This is a genomic window from Pseudomonas sp. UBA7500, from assembly GCF_002478435.1.
Lineage (GTDB): Bacteria > Pseudomonadota > Gammaproteobacteria > Pseudomonadales > Pseudomonadaceae > Aquipseudomonas > Aquipseudomonas palmensis.
The window spans coordinates 24750-41878 of the sequence record NZ_DLNW01000006.1 but is presented as its reverse complement, the minus strand read 5'-3'; the positions used below and the strand labels follow the sequence as shown (position 1 = coordinate 41878).

At 66.6% G+C, this 17129-nt stretch carries 17 protein-coding genes; 6 read left to right on the top strand and 11 right to left on the bottom strand.

The annotated features are described in order from the left end of the window. Window positions 1-71: 71 nt before the first annotated feature. From B4I46_RS05195 to B4I46_RS05185, 3 genes are all read right to left on the bottom strand, one after another. Window positions 72-1013, bottom strand: a complete 942-nt coding sequence (locus tag B4I46_RS05195) for a FecR family protein (RefSeq protein ID WP_052504321.1) — start codon at window positions 1011-1013, stop codon at window positions 72-74. Next, entirely contained in the window at window positions 1010-1525 is a 516-nt protein-coding gene (locus tag B4I46_RS05190; protein ID WP_043864306.1) for a sigma-70 family RNA polymerase sigma factor, read from the bottom strand. Before B4I46_RS05190 ends, B4I46_RS05195 begins: the two co-directional genes overlap by 4 nt. Window positions 1526-1637: 112 nt before the next feature. Further along, complete coding sequence (locus B4I46_RS05185; RefSeq protein WP_058540620.1) at window positions 1638-2255, bottom strand: LysE family translocator; 618 nt, start codon at window positions 2253-2255, stop codon at window positions 1638-1640. A gap of 115 nt (window positions 2256-2370) precedes the next feature. Between B4I46_RS05185 and B4I46_RS05180 the strand changes: the two genes are divergently transcribed. Continuing rightward, window positions 2371-3219 carry a LysR substrate-binding domain-containing protein gene (locus B4I46_RS05180; protein WP_043859822.1) on the top strand — a complete coding sequence of 283 codons (849 nt, stop codon included), beginning with the start codon at window positions 2371-2373 and terminating at the stop codon, window positions 3217-3219. Here the strand turns inward: B4I46_RS05180 and B4I46_RS05175 are convergent. Both B4I46_RS05175 and B4I46_RS05170 read right to left on the bottom strand, forming a co-directional pair. Next, entirely contained in the window at window positions 3206-4849 is a 1644-nt protein-coding gene (locus tag B4I46_RS05175) for an ABC1 kinase family protein (RefSeq protein WP_286898890.1), read from the bottom strand. The genes B4I46_RS05180 and B4I46_RS05175 overlap by 14 nt on opposite strands. A gap of 96 nt (window positions 4850-4945) precedes the next feature. After that, a complete protein-coding gene (locus B4I46_RS05170) occupies window positions 4946-5539 on the bottom strand; it encodes a YcbK family protein (protein WP_054916259.1) in 594 nt (197 codons plus the stop codon). 87 nt (window positions 5540-5626) lie between these two features. Here B4I46_RS05170 and B4I46_RS05165 point away from each other — a divergent pair, with 87 nt between their 5' ends. After that, entirely contained in the window at window positions 5627-6751 is a 1125-nt protein-coding gene (locus B4I46_RS05165) for a hypothetical protein (protein ID WP_043859819.1), read from the top strand. 88 nt (window positions 6752-6839) lie between these two features. Here the strand turns inward: B4I46_RS05165 and can are convergent, their stop codons facing one another. Then, window positions 6840-7478 (bottom strand): carbonate dehydratase, encoded by a 639-nt coding sequence (gene can / locus B4I46_RS05160; protein ID WP_043859818.1) that lies wholly within the window; start codon window positions 7476-7478, stop codon window positions 6840-6842. 118 nt (window positions 7479-7596) lie between these two features. On the opposite strand from can, the gene B4I46_RS05155 reads away from it, so the two are divergent. After that, a complete protein-coding gene (locus B4I46_RS05155; RefSeq protein ID WP_286898886.1) occupies window positions 7597-7920 on the top strand; it encodes a serine kinase/phosphatase in 324 nt (107 codons plus the stop codon). A 4-nt stretch (window positions 7921-7924) separates the two neighbouring features. Here the strand turns inward: B4I46_RS05155 and rimI are convergent, their stop codons facing one another. Further along, window positions 7925-8380 (bottom strand): ribosomal protein S18-alanine N-acetyltransferase, encoded by a 456-nt coding sequence (rimI, locus tag B4I46_RS05150; RefSeq protein WP_043859816.1) that lies wholly within the window; start codon window positions 8378-8380, stop codon window positions 7925-7927. Next, on the bottom strand, window positions 8373-9155 hold the full coding sequence (locus B4I46_RS05145) for a hypothetical protein (protein ID WP_054916261.1): 783 nt from the start codon (window positions 9153-9155) through the stop codon (window positions 8373-8375). The genes rimI and B4I46_RS05145 overlap by 8 nt, the downstream gene beginning before the upstream one ends. A gap of 166 nt (window positions 9156-9321) precedes the next feature. On the opposite strand from B4I46_RS05145, the gene mksB reads away from it, so the two are divergent. Genes mksB through mksF form a run of 3 tightly spaced genes read left to right on the top strand, consistent with a single transcriptional unit; the run spans window position 9322 to window position 14121 of the window. Continuing rightward, entirely contained in the window at window positions 9322-10599 is a 1278-nt protein-coding gene (gene mksB, locus B4I46_RS05140; protein ID WP_043859814.1) for an Mks condensin complex protein MksB, read from the top strand. After that, window positions 10589-11290, top strand: coding sequence for an Mks condensin complex protein MksE (gene mksE / locus B4I46_RS05135; RefSeq protein ID WP_286898881.1), 702 nt, complete (start codon window positions 10589-10591; stop codon window positions 11288-11290). Before mksB ends, mksE begins: the two co-directional genes overlap by 11 nt. Next, entirely contained in the window at window positions 11287-14121 is a 2835-nt protein-coding gene (gene mksF, locus B4I46_RS05130; protein WP_286898879.1) for an Mks condensin complex protein MksF, read from the top strand. Before mksE ends, mksF begins: the two co-directional genes overlap by 4 nt. A gap of 107 nt (window positions 14122-14228) precedes the next feature. Here mksF and B4I46_RS05125 read toward each other — a convergent pair whose 3' ends face one another. The 3 genes from B4I46_RS05125 to cgtA all read right to left on the bottom strand — a co-directional run bounded on the left by B4I46_RS05125 (window position 14229) and on the right by cgtA (window position 17112). Further along, window positions 14229-14690 (bottom strand): CreA family protein, encoded by a 462-nt coding sequence (locus B4I46_RS05125; protein ID WP_286898877.1) that lies wholly within the window; start codon window positions 14688-14690, stop codon window positions 14229-14231. 4 nt (window positions 14691-14694) lie between these two features. Beyond that, window positions 14695-15813 (bottom strand): glutamate 5-kinase, encoded by a 1119-nt coding sequence (proB, locus tag B4I46_RS05120; protein WP_043860222.1) that lies wholly within the window; start codon window positions 15811-15813, stop codon window positions 14695-14697. 75 nt (window positions 15814-15888) lie between these two features. Continuing rightward, the gene (gene cgtA / locus B4I46_RS05115; RefSeq protein WP_043860221.1) at window positions 15889-17112 is read right to left on the bottom strand and encodes an Obg family GTPase CgtA; all 1224 of its coding nucleotides are present in this window, start codon (window positions 17110-17112) and stop codon (window positions 15889-15891) included. Window positions 17113-17129: the final 17 nt, after the last annotated feature.

Below are 17129 nucleotides of genomic sequence, written 5' to 3'. Positions count from 1 at the left end.
CGACTCTCCGATGTATTGGCTAATACAAGGACGCACAGGTAACGGGAACTGGAAGCGTTTGATAAGGATTTCTATTCAAGAGTGACTCGCGTGACCCACGGGGTGTAGTGCTGCACCCGGATCGGGAAGCTGCGCGCCAGCAGGCGCAACGCCCGCTCGCTGTCGTCGGCGGGCAACACGGCGGTCACGTTCAGGTGCGCCAGCGCCTTGGCATCGAACAGCAGGTAGCCGCCGTGATTGCGTGCCAGGCGCTCCAGCACCTCGCCCAGCGGCTGCTCCTTGACCATCATCTGGTGGCTGGCCCAGGCCTGCTCCAGCCCAGCGGCGTCGACCGCCTGGAGTGGCTGGATGCCAGTGGCGTCGAAGCGCACCTGCTGGCCGGCGCTGACCGTGCGGCTGCTGCCGGCGCTCTTGACCTCGGTGCTCGACTCGAGCATGGCCAGGCGTGTGCTGTGCTCGCTGCGCTCGACCATGAAGCGGGTGCCCAGGGCACGGATGCTGCCGTGTTCGGTGACCACGCGGAACGGGCGACTGGCGTCCTTGGCCACATCCAGCAGGATCTCGCCACTGAGCAGGCGCAGGGTGCGCGATTGGGCGTCGAACTGCAGGTCGACCGCCGACCGGCCATCCAGGCTGATGCGGCTGCCGTCCGGCAATTGCTGTGTAGTCCACTGGCCGCTGCCGGTACGGATATCGGCCATCAGATAAGCCGGTGGATAGTGCTGCAGCACCAGGCCGGCCGGCAGCAGCAGGCCCAGGCTGATTGCCAGCGCCTTGAGCGCGCGCTTGCCACGGGGTTGCGGCGCAATGCGCTTGAGCGCCGCGCGGGCCGGCGCACGGGGCAGTTCACGCAGTGGCGCGAGGCTGCCCTGCAACTGGCGCACGGCCTCCAGGTGCTGCGGGTCGCTGGCCAGCCATGCCTCGAAGGCCTGCTGGTCGCCGGCACTGGCGCTGTCGTCCAGGCGCACCAGCCATTCGGCAGCCTTGCGCAGCGTGGCCGCAGGCAGGTTCACAGGGCAGGATCTGTGGCAGCGTGGCAGTGCAGCAGGGCCTGCACCAGGTGGTTCTGCACCGTCTTGGTCGAGACGTTCAGGCGTGCGGCGATCTCGGCATGGCTGAGCCCTTCGAGGTGACGCAGGATGAACACTTCGCGGGCGCGCACGCTCATCAGGTCGAGGGCACGGGCGATGTGCTCCAGGGCCTGGAGCGCGGCCAGCATCTGCTCGGGAGAAGGTGCCTGGTCGAGGTACTCGACGTGCCGGGCGAGCGCTTCGCGGTAGGCCTGTTCGAGCTTCTGCCGGCGCCCGCGGTCGATCAGCAGACGCCGCGCCACGGTAGCCAGGAACGCCCGCGGCTCGCGCGGGGCCACATAGCTGCCGGCGCTGAGCAGGCGCATGAAAGTGTCCTGGGCCGTGTCGGCAGCGTTGTGCGGGCAGTCCAGGCGTTGGCGCAGCCACACCAGCAGCCAGCCGTGGTAGCCCTTGTACAACGAAGCGAGACTGTCGGCGGGTGGGGTGGCTTTCATGTCGGTGGCACTAAATGAGAATGGTTATATCTTATGGCGCCGCTGGTGGGAGATGCAATGGCGGGATCGGTGGTGCGCCTTTCGCTGGCAAGCCAGCGCAGCGGCCAGGCGCTCAGCGCACATTCACGAACACCACCGCCACCCCCAGGCCGATCAACGCCACCCCGATCACCCGGTCCACCATGCGCTGGCGGCGCAGCATCGCCTGGCGCAACGCCTCCCGCGAAAAGAACAGCGCCACCAGGCTGAACCACACCCAATGCGCCAGCGACATGAACGCCCCATAGGCAAAGTTGAGCCCCAGCGAGGCCCCCGGCTGCACCACCTGGCTGTAGGCGCTGACCACGAACAGCATGGTCTTGGGGTTCAGCGCATTGGTCAGAAAGCCCGATGCGAACGCCCCCCATGCACCGCGCCCCGTCACCCCCACCGCGCCCTCCAGGGCCACCGGCGCACGAGTGCGCAGCGACCGATACCCCAGGTAGATCAGGTACCCTGCTCCCACCACCTTCATGGCCATGAACAGCCCCGGCGACTGGCTGATCAGCACTGCCACCCCCAGCACCGTGTACACCACATGCACCTGCACGCCGCAGGCAATCCCCAGGGCGGCGAGCAATCCGCTGCGCCTGCCAAACGCATAGCTGCTGCGTGTCACCATGGCAAAGTCCGCCCCCGGGCTGATCACCGCCAACACGGTAATCAAGGCCACCGCCAGCAATTCACCCACCGTCGATACTCCATGAAATGACGCAGATGATTCTGCGCAGCGCCATTATCGAAAGCTTCAGCACGGCAAGAAAGCGATTTATAGTGGCGCAAATCCGCTAGTTTTCCTCACACATATGAAACTGCCCGCCCTCGCCGCCTTTCGCTATTTCGACGTCGCCGCCCAGACCGAAAGCTTCGTGCGCGCCGCCCAACAGCTCAACGTCACCCACGGTGCGGTGAGCCGTCAGGTGCGTCTGCTGGAAGAATCCCTGGGGGTGCAGTTGTTCGAGCGGCGCAACCGCGCCATTTTCCTCACGCCGGCCGGGCGCGCCCTGCACGACACCACCCTGTCGGTGTTCGAGCAGCTGCACGCCAGCGTGCAACGCCTGCAGCAGGCCCGCGACAACGTGCTGGTGCTGTCATGCGAGCCGACCATCGCGATGAAGTGGCTGATCCCGCGGCTGCCGGCGTTCCATGCCGCGCACCCGGACATCCAGCTGCACCTGGTGGCCGCCGGCGGGCCGGTGGACTTTGCCCGCAGCGGCATCGACCTGGCGCTGCGCCGCGACGACTTCCACTGGGATGCCAGCCTGCACAGCCTCAAGCTCTGCAACGAGGCAGTAGGGCCGGTGTGTCGCGCCGACCTGGCACTGCCCGACAAGGGCTTTGCCGGTACCCGCCTGCTGCACAGCGCCACCCGTCCCGACGCCTGGAAGCACTGGCTGCGCCTGAGCGGCCAGTCGGCCAGGGGCAGCAGCCGCGCCGGCTACGAACACTTCTACCTGTGCATCCAGGCAGCCCTGGCCGGGCTGGGCGTGGCGCTGGCCTCGCGCATGATGGTGCAGGACGAGCTCGACAGCGGGCAGTTGGTGGCACCCTACGGGTTCACCGAGGACGGTTCGGCCTACTACCTGCTGAGCCCCGAGCCCTTCGCTGCCGGCACGGCGCAGCGGCGCTTTGCCGACTGGCTCACGGGCTCTTGAACAGGCTGCGCAAAAACGCCAGCAAGCCGCCCAGGGTGGCGATAGCCGCCAGCCAGCTGACGGCGGGCAAGCCCAGCCACACCGGCCCGGCAGCGGCGATCTGCGGGCCGAAGGCAATCACCAGCGCACTGATCAGCAACGCCAGCGACAGCCGCGTCGAGGCCAGGCGCAACGAACGCTCCAGGCGCTCCAGCCCCGGCACATCGACGCGCATCTCCAGCACACCATGCTTGAAGCGGTTCACCAGCAGCCGTGTCAGCTGCGGCAATTCGCCGAGCAGGCCGCGTCCCAGTTCCAGGCCATCGAGCCCCAGGCGCCTGGCGATCTTCCAGCTCAGCTGCGCCTTGAGCTGAGCCCTGATCGCCGGTCTGGCGGTGGCCACCAGGTCCAGTTGCGGGTCCAGCCGGGTCAGTACGCCGTCGGCGGTCACCAGGGCCTTGAACAGCACCAGCAGGTCCGGGGGCAGCAGCAGGCGGTATTCGCGCATCAGCCCCAGAAAATCCTCGATCAGCGCGCCCATCTTCAGCGCCTTGCCGCCGTGACGCGCCATGTACTCGCCGGCCGCCTGCTCGATGGCGGGCATGTTGCGCACGCCGTCGTCGTTCCAGTCCACCAGCACCGTCACCAGTGCATCGCTGTTGCCCTCGGTCAGGGCGCGCATGAACGTCATCACCTCCAGCCGACGGCGCTCGCCAAGGCGCCCGACCATGCCGAAGTCGATGAAGCCCACGCGGTTGTCGTCCATGGCCTTGAGGTTGCCCGGGTGCGGGTCGCCATGGAACAGCCCGTCCTCCAGCAGCATCTTGATGAACGCGGCGGCGCCGCGGCTGGCCAGCAGGCTCGGGTCCAGGCCCTGCTCGATCAGCGCCTCGCGCTCCAGCGGGGTATGGCTGGGCAGGTACTGCTGCACCAGCAGCCGCTCGCTGCTGTGGGCCCAGTAGATGCGCGGAATGACGATGTGCGGCTGGCTGGCGAAATTGGCCGCCACCGCGTCGCAGTGGCTGCCTTCCTGGGTGAAGTCCAGCTCTTCGAGCATGGCCCGGGCCAGTTGCCGCACCATCTTGCGCGGCTGGTAGTCGGCCAGGGCGGTGTTTTGCTCGACCAGTTGCGCAACGCTTTCGAGCAACTGCAGGTCGGCGGTCATCTTGCGCCGCAGCCCCGGACGCTGAACCTTGACCACCACCTCCTCGCCCCCGAGCAGGCGTGCCCGATACACCTGGGCCATGGACGCCGCCGCCAGCGGGGTGGTGTCGAACTCGGCGAACACCTGGTCCAGTTCGGCGCCCAGGTCTTCGAGCACCTGGGCCTGCAGCTGCGCCCAGGGCAAGGTAGCGGCGCTGCTGTGCAGGGCCTGCAACTCGTCGATCCATGCCGACGGCAAAATGTCGCTGCGGCTGGAGAGGATCTGCCCGAGCTTGACGAAGGTCGGGCCCAGCGCCTCCAGCGCCCGCCGCACGCGTTGCGGGGTGCCGTCGTCGGCGGGCAGGCCGGCCACCGTTTCGGCCTCCCCCAGCAGCCTGCCCAGCCCCAGGCGGAACAGCACGTCCTGGGCGCCGAAGTTGGCCAGCACCACGACAATCTCGCGCACACGCTGATGATGCTTGAGCGCAGTCCAGGTCGATTCGAGCATGGGGCGGTTCCTCGGGGCGGGTTGATGTGCAGGGGGTGAACTACTTCCGTACCTTGCGGGGCCCAGGAGTTCCTCGCCCCGCCATCGCCGAGCTGTTCAGGAGCTGGGCGCCAGGCGCGGGCAAAACGACGAGTCGGCACTCAGGTCGCCGCCCCAGGTGCGGTAGCCGGCGGTGTCGATATGGATGCGCCCCGACGGGTAGCGGCCAAGCCCCATGTTCCAGGCCTGGCCCTGGGTCTGCCAGAACTCGCACAATGGTCGCGGATCGGCCCACGCCGGCAGCAGCAGGTCGACCGCGAAGGCGCGGGTATGCGCACTGTCGCGGGCACCACCGGCGCAGCGGTTGAGGGTGGGGTTGCGATAGGCCGAGACCACTTCGTAGGTTTTCAGGCGCTGCTGCTCGCCCAGGGTCTTGAGCAAGTGCAGGGTCGAGCGTACCGCCGGCCACTGGTCGGGCGGCGCCACGGCGAACGGCTCGGCGTTGCACAGGCGCCAGTCGCTGGCCGAGCGCAGCAGCTGGTACAACGGCACTACCCCATACAGCCGCGCCTGCACCAGCATTTCGCGAAACGCGCGCGTATCGTGGCTGCCCGTCCACTGCGCGAACGACCACAGGTCGCGCTCGTCGGCGTGGGCCGGCAACACGCTCAACAGCCCGGCGAACAGTGCAATGCCCGGATACCCCTTCATGGTCCTGCCCCCTTCCCCTCGTCCTGAGAACTACCCCAGTATGGCAAGCCTTCCGCACATCGGGAGTTCATCGACAAGGAGTTGAACATGCGTACACCTTTTGCCCTGGGCCTGATCGCCCTTGCCGCCAGCAGCGCCGTGCTGGCCGACGCCCGCGTACCGCTGGGCGATGCGCAGCGCGTGACCCGCCTATTCGCCTACCCCAACAACTGCGGGGTGATCTGCTTTCGCGACTGGTCGCTGGAGCGCACCGTGGAGCACTACCTGACCCAGAGCGTGCAGCGCGATGGCTACCCGACCGCCACGGTGACGGTGCGTCGCGAGCACGACCAGCTGCATGCCGACATCAGCGGCGTACCGACCACCTACGCTGCCCCGCTCAAGGCCCTGCTCGACAGCGGCGAACTGGCCTATGCAGGTGCCGACCGGCTCAATCGCGAGGGCAAGTGGGCGTACAACTGGGCGTTGTTCCTGCCGTTGGGCATGGCCCTGGAGAACCGGCGCAGCATCGAGCTGCTGCACTTTCCGCCGGACTACTCGCTGACCCAGGCCCAGGACTACCTGCGCTCCAACACCACCGACCGCTGGGCCCAGCTGCTGACCTTCAACGGCGTGCCGGCGCAACACACCCCGGCCTACCAGACCATCGTGGACATCGCGCCGATTGCCGCGCCAGCCAGTGCCGGCAAGGACCTTGAAGGGGTGTACGGGTATTTCACCGACTACCAGGTGCGCATGGTCAGGGACATGACCGCGGCCGCTGACGGCGCCAGCCTGCCGATGGTGGCGTTCGGTGCGCCGGTGCGCAGCTGGGTGCAGCAGCAGTACGGGCCAGAGGTGAAGGTACTGGGGCTGGTGAGCATCAGCCCGGTGCCTGGGCGCAACGTGCCGGTGCTGGGCGCAAATCACCCGAGCGCGATCTGGTACGCCGCCGACCCGAAGAACAACGACAACGACCCGGACAAGGCCGATGCGGCCGGTTTGCGGATGATGGGGCAGGACTTGAGCGCGGCGTGCTGGCAGGCGGGAATGGGGCGCAACCCGAAGGCTGATGCAAGTGCCACGCTGGGGGCATGCACGCAAAAATGGCAGGTGAAGGAGAAGAAGCAGACCTGCGGGCTGTTTTTCCGCACGGTACGCCAGATGACGCCGGAGCAGGCCCATGCCAAGTGCAATACGGGGGTGATGACGCGGGCGTTACGCAACCTGTAGGAGCCGGCGTTGCCGGCGAAGGCCGCACCACGGACAGGTAGCGCGGCCTTCGCCAGCCAGGCTGGCTCCTGCAACAGCCAATGGGCGGTCAGTCCTGCGGACGCAACCGGTACTGCGGCGGCAGCTGCTCGAACCCGCTGATGGTGGTGTTCAGGCTTTTCCACAGGCCATCCTTGATCCCGTAGATGCACCCATGGATCGACAGGCTCTGCCCGCGATGCCAGGCGTTCTGCACGATGCTGGTGTGCCCCACGTTCGCCACCTGCTGGATCACGTTCAGCTCGCACAGGCGGTCGACCTGCTCTTCCTCGGTCGCCAGCTTGGACAATTCCACACGATGCTCGTAGTACACGTCGCGAATCGCCCGAAGCCAGCCGTCGATCAGGCCCAGCTGGCGGTCCTGCATCGAGGCCCGCACGCCGCCGCAACCGTAGTGCCCGGTCACCAGGATGTGCTTGACCTTGAGTACGTCCACCGCGTACTGGATCACCGACAGGCAGTTGAGGTCGGTGTGCAGCACCACGTTCGCCACGTTGCGGTGCACGAACAGGTCGCCCGGCAGCATGCCGACGATCTCGTTGGCCGGCACCCGCGCATCCGAACAGCCGATCCAGAGGAATTCCGGAGTCTGCTGACGCGCCAGCTTGGCGAAGAAGTCCGGATCTTCCTGCTTGATCGCATCGGCCCAGCGCGCGTTGTTATCAATCAGTTCTTGTAGATCGTGCATGGTCAAGCCTCATGGGAATGCGCATGTGTGACTGGCGCCACCCCGTTCGGGTCACGCCTTTGAATCTTCCCGCCAGTGGCCGGTCCATCCCTTAGAGGCCACCCGCAGGAGAATAGACATGACCGAATCACATCGCCCGCCGCATGCCCCGGAACCCGCACCGATCGATACCATCGAGGACCAGATGGGCTCGGTGCAGCCGCTGGACTTCGATCAAGACCCACCGGTGACCGACACGCACTACGACCCCAGCGACGATGACCTGACGCCCGAAACCCTGATCCCCGAAGACGGCGCCCGCTCAGCCGATGAAGTCGGCGACGACCACCCGGCCGACTGGGACCTGAGCGTAGTCGACGAAGATGACATTGGCGGCGGCAACGGCCTGGACGAGGCCGAACTGGCGCGCCGCGACCCGCTGGACGGCAAGCGCGAGCGCTGAAGGGTTATTCTTCGAACAGCGTGCAGGCCATCACCAGCGCATCTTCGCGGCCACCAGCCACCGGGTAGTAGTCGCGCCGTCGGCCGATCTCGTTGAAGCCGAAGCGCTCGTACAGGCGATACGCCGACTGGTTGCTGGCGCGCACTTCGAGGAAGCACTCGCGGCCGTTGCTGGCGTAGGCGCGCTTCATCAGCTCTTCGAGCAGGCGCAGGCCCAGGCCACGGCCCTGGCTTTCGGGCTTGACGGTGATGTTGAGCAGGTGCGCCTCGTCGATGATCACGTTGATCACGCCGTGGCCCACCTGCTGCTGGCCTTCGAACATCAGCCAGATTTCGTAGTTCTTCAGCCCGTCGAGAAAGATCCCCCGGGTCCACGGGTGGCTGAAGGCGGCGTATTCGATCTTCAGCACGGCATCCAGATCCGCCTCGGTCATGCGGCGAAAACTGATGTTGTCACTCATTGCGTGGTTTCCAGCGCGCCATCAGCCGGCGCATGGCTTGCCAGACGTGCGCCTTGCGGGCGGGCTCGTCCATCAACAGTTCAAGGCCAGGCAAGGCCCAGCAGTTGCCCAGGCCCTCCACCGGCAATTCGCGGTAGTACGCCTGCTCGTCGGCTTCACCGGCAAAGCGCACCGCCGGCAGGCCGACCAGCCACAGGCAGCTGCAGGGCGCCTCTTCAAGGCGGGCCTGGATGAAACCCTGGACAAAATCACGCGCCGCCAGCGGGCCCTGGTCGAGGGTGCCGCGCACCAGCAACGGCCAGCGTACCGGCTCGCCGATGATCTGCGGGCTGTCGGGCAGGCCGGCGGCGCGCAGCATGTCCTTGAGCAGCAGGTAGGACGGGTCGCGGCTCTGGAACGGCTGGCCGGTGACCAGCTCCACCAGCACCAGGCAATCGCCGGCACGCAGCAACTGCAAGGCAAAGCGGGGCGGCGGTACCAGCACCGGCTTGACCACGGCGGCGGTTTCTTCGGCATCGAGCACCGGCTTGCTGGCCGGCTTGGCGCTGACCGTCGGTCGCGGAATCTCGATTTTTGGCCGCTCGGCCGGCTTGGCAGCCGGTGCAGACGCCTTGGCCACCACTGCCGGCAGCACCACCGGCGCCTCGACCAGCGGTTCGGGTACCCGCAGCAGCTCGGGACGCGATGGCGCGGCGAACGGCAGTTCGGCGCGCGGCAGCCAGTGCACCACTTGCATGGCGTTCAGGTAGGCGCGGCGGCGGGACTCGGTAAGCAAAGGGCGGCCATCTGTGGATAAGTCGGGGCGAGCATTCTACCGCCGTTACGCCGCCGTTGCAGGCACAAAACCGCCCGACAACACCGGCAAACGATCAGGGGGTGAATCGATCCCCCCCTGATGCAGTACAATCGGCGCTTTTACTTGGCAGCGAGTCGACCCGCCAATGATCGAACCCAAGCGCGTCCTGCGCGCCCTAGCCGAACACTGGGCCCTGCTCGAGCCGTTGTGCGAGCGCTTCGACGGGGGCACCCTGAGCCTGGCCGAGCTGCGCGGGCAACTGGCCGCACAACAGCTCGACAGTACGCCCCAGGACATCACCAACCTGCTGGACGTGTGGATTCGCCTGGACATCCTGGTCCCGGTGGCCAAGAGCCCGAACCGCTTCGAGCTCAACGCCCAGATCCACGACTTCCTGGCCTACCTGCGGCGCGAGCACCGCCTGGGCCTGTGCCTGGAGATCGAAGCCTACCTGCGCCACCTCGAACGACTGGCCGGGCATATCCAGGACGCCTTCGACATCCGCGACGGCAACGACCTGGCGCGCCAGCTGCGTCTGCTCGACATGCGCGTGCGTGACGTGCTGAAAAAACTCGACAACGACGAGCAGGCGCTGGTGGCGGTGGCCGAGCGGGCCAAGACCAGCGACCGGCAGATCCCGCTGCGCCAGCGCTACGCCGAAGTGCTGGCCACCTGGGACGAATACGTCGAGCCGATGATCCAGCTGGTGAACGCCGACGGCGCCTTCGAACAGGGCGTGCGCAAGGTCGAGACCGTGCTGCTGCGCCTGCTGGGCGAGCAGGCGCGACTGGGCCACCTGGTCGACGACGACATGCTGCTGCGCACCCACGCGCGCATCCTCGAGATGCAGACCAGCGCCCAGCTGACCCTGCGCCACGCCCGCGAGCTGCTGCTGCCGCTGCGTGAAGAGGCGCGCCGGCACAACGCCGTGACCCGTGGCGCCGCACTGGCGCTGTCGGTGATCCGGCGCAAGGGCATCGACGCCGTGCCGCAGGCGGCCATGCCGCTGTTCACCCGCCCGCAGAGCACCTTCCTCGGCAGCGCCAGCCAGGTCGAGGCCTACGTGTATGCCCTGGCCCGCTTCGAAGCCAAGCCGGCGCAGTTCCCCAAGGCGCACAAGAGCCACAAGGGCGCCGCGCCGCGTGCACCGCGCACGGTCAAGGAAATGCTCGAGCGCTGCGAAGACGCCCTGCCGCTGCCCGACCTGATGGTGTGGCTGCTGGAGCAGGAGCCCGAAGGCGCCACCGACGAACTGCTGTACTGGTTCTCGCGCCTGTCGCGGGAAAAACGCTTTACCCGCGCGCGCCTGGAGCGCCGCGAGTACACCACTCAGGAACACCTGGTCAGCCTGCGCTCGTTCGCCCTGACTTCAAGCCGCGAACCGTCGCCCGAGCCTACTGCGAGCCCTACCCATGCATCTTGATCTTTCCGAACTGTCCCAGCTCGCACCGATCTTCCGCGAGCTGTTCAAGGGCTTCCACATCAGCCGGCGCGACCCGGAGCTGTATGCCCAGCTGTCGAACTTCCAGGACCAGTACCGCGGCCTGTTCAAGGCCCTGGGCTTCGAACTGGTGTGCGACACCCGTGGCTTCTACTACTTCGTGCCGGAACTGGCTGCTGCCCAGGTCAACAAGACCGCCCAGCGCCTGTCGCTGTTCACCTTCATCCTGGTGGAGCACCTGGCCGACCAGGGCCGCGACCCGATGTCGGTGCTCGACGGCGGCAGCCTGGGGCGCGACGAGCTGCCCTCGCTGCTGGAAAAGTACCGCGACCTGTTCCTGCAGGCCGAGGTGCAGACCCCCGACGAGCTGGAAGAGAAGATCATGCGCCGCATGACCCAGCTCGGCTTTTCCAGCGAAGACAACGGCATCTACCGCTTCCTGCCGCCGATGCACCGCTTCCTCGACGTGTGCCTGTCGGTGCAGCAGGACCGCGACCTGGCCGCCAGCCTGCACAGTGCCCTGCCGCTGCCGACCCCGGTGCTGGTGGTGGAAGAAACCCCTGAAGAGCTGAACAGGACCGACGACCCGCTCGACCTGAGCCCGTTCGAGGAAAGCGAAGAAGACGCCTTGGCCCGTGCCATTGCCCAAGAGCAACAGGAGATTGACGCATGAGCCAGGACCGCTACGGCATTCGCCGCTTTGCATTGCTCAACACCGCCGGCTACAGCCTGGGCCTGTTCCCGCTGGAGCACCCGCTGTCGGTGTACGGCGCCAACAACCTGGGCAAGAGTGCGTCGATCAACGCCCTGCAGTTCCCTATCCTGGCGCGCATGTCGGACATGAGCTTCGGCAAGTACAGCCTGGAGCAGTCACGCCGCTTCTACTTCGCCAGCGACACCAGCTACATCCTCTGCGAGGTCAACCTGCCCCACGGCCCGCACGTGATCGGCGTGGTCGGGCGCGGCCCTGGCGGCGGCTTCGGCCACCAGTTCTTCGCCTATGCCGGCGAGCTGGACCTGGGCCACTACCAGAAGAACGACACCTGCCTGCGCCAGAAGGAGCTGTTCACCAACCTGGAGCGCAACGGCCTGAAAGCCTACGAGCTCAAGCCAGACGAACTGCGCCGGCTGCTGGTGGGCGGGCACACCTCGGTGCCGCTGGACCTGACCCTGATTCCGCTGCGCTCCACCAGCGAGCAGAGCCTGAAGACCTTCCGCGCCCTGTTCATCAACCTGCTGCACATGCGCGAGATTACCGCGGCCAAGCTCAAGCAGCTGTTCCTCGATGCGTTCGAGCACAGCCTGCGCTCGGGCAGCGTCGACTACATCGCCGCCTGCGAAGAAGCCTTCCGCGACGTGCGGCGCATGGAACAGGACTACAACTCGCTGGTAGCCGCCGGCCCGCTGGTCGAGGCCCTGGCCAATGGCGTGGCCCAGCGCGACATCCTGCGCGGCAAGCTGCACCGCCTGTCACCGCTGCTCGACCAGTTGCTCGGCACCTGGCAGGACTACGCCGGCGCACGCAAGGAAGAACTGGTGCTGCAGGCCGAGCACTACAGCCACGAGCAGGACGCGCTGCAGAACAACCAGCGCGGCGGCACCCAGGAGCTGATGCGCCTTGAACGCGAAATGACCGGTATCCAGCGCTGGCTGGGCGAACTGTCGGTGCTCAAGCACCGCTTCGCGCTGGTGGATGACGTCAAGGTGCTGGAGCAGCAGCTGCTGGCCGCCAAGGACGCCCACGACGAACTGGCCGGTGCCCTGGCGCAGTCGCGCCAGTTCAGCGCCGAGGACCTGGAAGAGCGCCTGCGCGACCTGGAGAAACGCCTGAAGTCGGTCAAGCAGCAGCTCGACCATGCCGACAACAACAGCTATGCACGCCTGCGCGAAGAGTTCTCGCAGCAGGACGTCGAGCGCCTGATGCGCCTGTTCAACGGTGCGCTGTTCAGCCTGCCGCTGGGCGAGCGCGGCATCGAGCTGGATGACAGCGACGTGTGGGTCAAGTCCCTGGAAGCGGTACTCGACGGCTTCAAGGGCGAGCGCTTCGAGGCGCCGGGGCTGTCCATCGACCTCAGCCATATCGAGCCGCCGGCCTTGCAGGCTCTGGCCGACCGCGCCGCGCTGCGCGACCAGAAGGAGCGCCTGGAAAAAGAGCTCAAGCAGCTCAAGACCCAGCAAGCCGTGGCCGCCGACCGCGCCGCGAGCAAGACCCAGACCGAAGCGCTGTACCAGCAGGTGCTGGATGCGCAAAAGGCCCTGGAAGACTACCGCCGTACCCAGACCCTGTCGGCCGAGGAAGGCGACAAGCTGGAGCAGCTGGCGCAGATGGAGGCGGCCCAGGACGAGCTCAAGCGCTCCAGCGACGCGTTCACCGAGCGCGTGCAGCAACTGTCGGCCAAGCTGCAACTGGTCGGTCGCCAGATCGCCGACATGGAGGCCAAGCAGCGCACCCTCGACGACGCCCTGCGCCGTCGCCAGCTGCTGCCAGCCGACCTGCCGTTCGGCACGCCGTTCATGGACCCGGTCGACGACTCCATGGACAACCTGCTGCCGCTGCTCAACGACTATCAGGACAGCTGGCAGGGCCTGTTGCGGGTGGATGGCCAGATCGAGGCGCTGTACGCCCAGGTACGCCTCAAGGGCGTGGCCAAGTTCGACAGCGAAGACGACATGGAGCGCCGCCTGCAGCTGCTGATCAACGCCTATGCGCACCGTACCGACGAAGCCCTGACCCTGGGCAAGGCGCGGCGCGCGGCGGTGACCGACATCGCGCGTACCCTGCGCAACATCCGCAGCGACTACGACAGCCTCGAGCACCAGCTGGCACTGTTCAACCGCGAGATCAACAAGCGCCAGGTATCCAACCTGCAGAGCTTTCGCATCGTGCTGGCGCCGAACAAGGAAGCGCTCAAGCACATCGACCAGATCATCCACAGTGCCGGCCAGTACGAGGAAGGCGAGACCCTGTCGGTGTTCGACCTGAGCCAGAGCGCCGAGCAGGACAACAGGAACGAAGAGGCCAAGGAGTACCTGGCGCGGCTGGTGGCAGCCAACCACAACCAGCTGGGCCTGAAGGACCTGTTCGAGCTGGCGTTCGAGATCACCAAGGTGGGCGGCCAGCCGATCATCCATACCGACATCGATGGCGCGGCCTCCAACGGCACCACCATGACCATCAAGGCGCTGACCAACATGTACCTGTTGCTGCACCTGATGGACCGCGACCAGGCCGGGCGCGTGCGCCTGCCGTACTACCTGGACGAGGCGGCCGACATCGACGAACGCAACCAGGCGGCATTGCTGGAGACCAGCCTGCAGTTGGGCTTCGTGCCGATTCTGGCGAGCGTGAAGCCGCAGGTATCGGCGCACGTTGCAATCGACCTGGAGGGCGGTAGCGGGCCGAACGGGATCTACATCGACGAGGCGGACTGGAAGTACATCAGCCGTCGCGATCAGGTGAAGGTCGAGGTGCGGGAAGTGGAGGTTGAGCCGGCGTCGATCTGACGGCCTTGGGGGCCCTTTGGGCCCCATCGCGGGTCAAGCCCGCTCCCACAGAGGGCACCATTGAACCTGTGGGAGCGGGCTCGACCCGCGATGGATTCAACGCGGTCTTATTCTGCCCAAGGCAGAATCGGAATCGCCGTCACCGCGTTCTGCGGACTGCCTTCGATCAGGCGGTCGCTGTACACCAGGTACACCAGCGTGTTGCGCTTCTTGTCCAGAAAGCGCACCACCTGCATGGTCTTGAACACCAGCGAGGTGCGCTCCTTGAACACTTCATCGCCATCCTTGAGCTCGCCCTTGAAGCGAATCGGCCCCACCTGACGGCAGGCGATCGACGCCTCGGCACGGTCTTCGGCCAACCCCAGCCCACCCTTCACGCCGCCGGTCTTGGCGCGCGACAGGTAGCAGGTCACGCCCTCCACCTTGGGGTCGTCGAACGCCTCGACCACGATGCGGTCGTTGGGCCCGACGAACTTGAACACCGTCGACACCTGGCCGATTTCCTCGGCACCGGCCAGCATCGGCAAGGCCAGCAAGGCGACTGCAAAAATCCCTTTGATCACGCTCATTTCCTCATACCAGAATCAGGTTGTCGCGGTGCACCAGTTCCGGCTCGGCGCTGTAGCCCAGCACGGCCTCGATGGCCTCGGATGACTGGCCGATGATCTTCTGCGCTTCCAGCGCGCTGTAGTTGGCCAGGCCGCGGGCCACCTCAAGGCCGTCCGGCCCTACGCACACGACCATCTCGCCACGCCGGAAACTGCCCTGCACGGTCTTGACGCCCACCGGCAGCAGGCTCTTGTTGGCCTGGCGCAAGGCCTGCACCGCACCGGCGTCCAGCACCAGGGTGCCGCGGGTCTGCAGGTGCCCGGCCAGCCATTGCTTGCGTGCCGCGAGCATGCCGCGCTCGGGCGAGAGCAAGGTGCCCAGGCGCTCGCCGGCCTTGAGGCGGTCGAGCACGCGCTCGATGCGCCCGCCGACGATGATGGTGTGCGCCCCCGACCGCGCGGCCAGGCGCGCCGCACGCAGCTTGGTCTGCATGCCGCCACGCCCCAGTGCGCCACCGGTGCCGCCGGCCACGGCGTCCAGCGCCGGGTCATCGGCGCGCGCCTCGTAGATCAGCTGGGCTTCGGGGTTGTTGCGCGGGTCGGCATCGAACATGCCGTCGCGGTCGGTGAGGATCACCAGCAGATCGGCTTCCACCAGGTTGGCCACCAGTGCGGCCAGGGTGTCGTTGTCGCCGAAGCGGATCTCGTCGGTGACCACGGTGTCGTTCTCGTTGATCACCGGTACCACGCCCAGCTCCACCAGGGTACGCAGGGTGCTGCGGGCGTTGAGGTAACGCTTGCGGTCGGAGAGGTCGTCGTGGGTCAGCAGGATCTGCGCGGTGTGCCGGCCATGCTCGGCAAAGCTCGACTCCCAGGCCTGCACCAGGCCCATCTGGCCGATGGAGGCGGCAGCCTGCAGCTCGTTCATCGCACTCGGTCGCTTGCTCCAGCCCAGGCGGCTCATGCCGGCAGCCACGGCCCCCGAAGAGACCAGCACCAACTCGACCCCTGCCTCATGCAGGGCCACCATCTGCTCGACCCACACGCCCATCGCCGCGCGGTCCAGGCCCTTGCCATCCGCCGTCAGCAACGCGCTGCCGATTTTCACGACCCAGCGCTGCGCACCCGTCACCTTGCTCCGCATCTTCTTCCAACCTATAGAGATCTTTAGATACCAAAACGCCGCTTGAAAAAGCGGCGTTTAGTGTACTGCAACGAATCAGTCGCGCACGTAAATGATTTCCGGGCCGTCTTCGTCGTCTTCCCAGTCGTCATCGTCATCATCGTCGCCGATGTCGTGCACGCTCTTGACGCCGGTACGGCGCAGGGCGCGCGCGTCGTCCAGGGCCTGCAGCTGGGCACGGGCCTCGTCTTCGATGCGCTGGTCGAGGTCGGCCAGCTCGTCGCGGTAGGCCGGGTCGGCCGCCAGGCGGTCGGCACGGTCTTCGAGGTAGCGCATGATGTCGCGGCTGAGCTGCTCGGTGCCCTGCTTGGAGATCGCCGAAATCACGTACACCGGGCCTTCCCACTGCAGGCGCTCGACCACTTCCTTGACGCGCTCGTCGCGCTCGTCGTCCATCAGCATGTCGGTCTTGTTCAGCACCAGCCAGCGGTCACGCTCGGCCAGCGACGGGCTGAAGCGGGTCAGCTCGTTGACGATGACTTCGGCGGCGTCGGCGCTGCTGCTTTCATCCAGCGGGGCCAGGTCGACGAGGTGCAGCAGCAGGCGGGTACGCGCCAGGTGCTTGAGGAAGCGGATACCCAGGCCGGCGCCTTCCGAAGCGCCTTCGATCAGGCCGGGGATGTCGGCGATGACGAAGCTCTTCCAGCGGTCGACGCTGACCACGCCCAGGTTCGGCACCAGGGTGGTGAACGGGTAGTCGGCGACTTTCGGCTTGGCGGCCGACACCGAACGGATGAAGGTGGATTTGCCGGCATTGGGCAAGCCCAGCAGGCCGACGTCGGCCAGCACTTTCATTTCCAGTTTCAGGTCACGCTGCTCGCCGGGCTTGCCCGGGGTGGTCTGGCGTGGCGCACGGTTGGTGCTGGACTTGAAACGGGTGTTGCCCAGGCCGTGCCAGCCGCCCTGCACCACCATCAGTTTCTGCCCGGCCTTGACCAGGTCGCCGATCACTTCCTGGGTGCCCGCGTCGATCACGGTGGTGCCGACCGGCACGCGCAGGATCAGGTCGTCGCCCTTCTTGCCGGTGCAGTCGGTGCTGCCGCCATTGGAGCCGCGCTGGGCCTCGAAGTGACGGGTGTAGCGGTAGTCGACCAGGGTGTTGAGGTTTTCGTCGGCAACCATGTACACCGAGCCGCCGTCGCCACCATCGCCACCGTTGGGGCCACCGTTCTCGATGAACTTCTCGCGGCGGAAGCTCATGCAACCGTTACCGCCGTCACCGGCCTTGACCTTGATCGATACTTCGTCAACAAACTTCATAAAAACCGCCTCTCGTC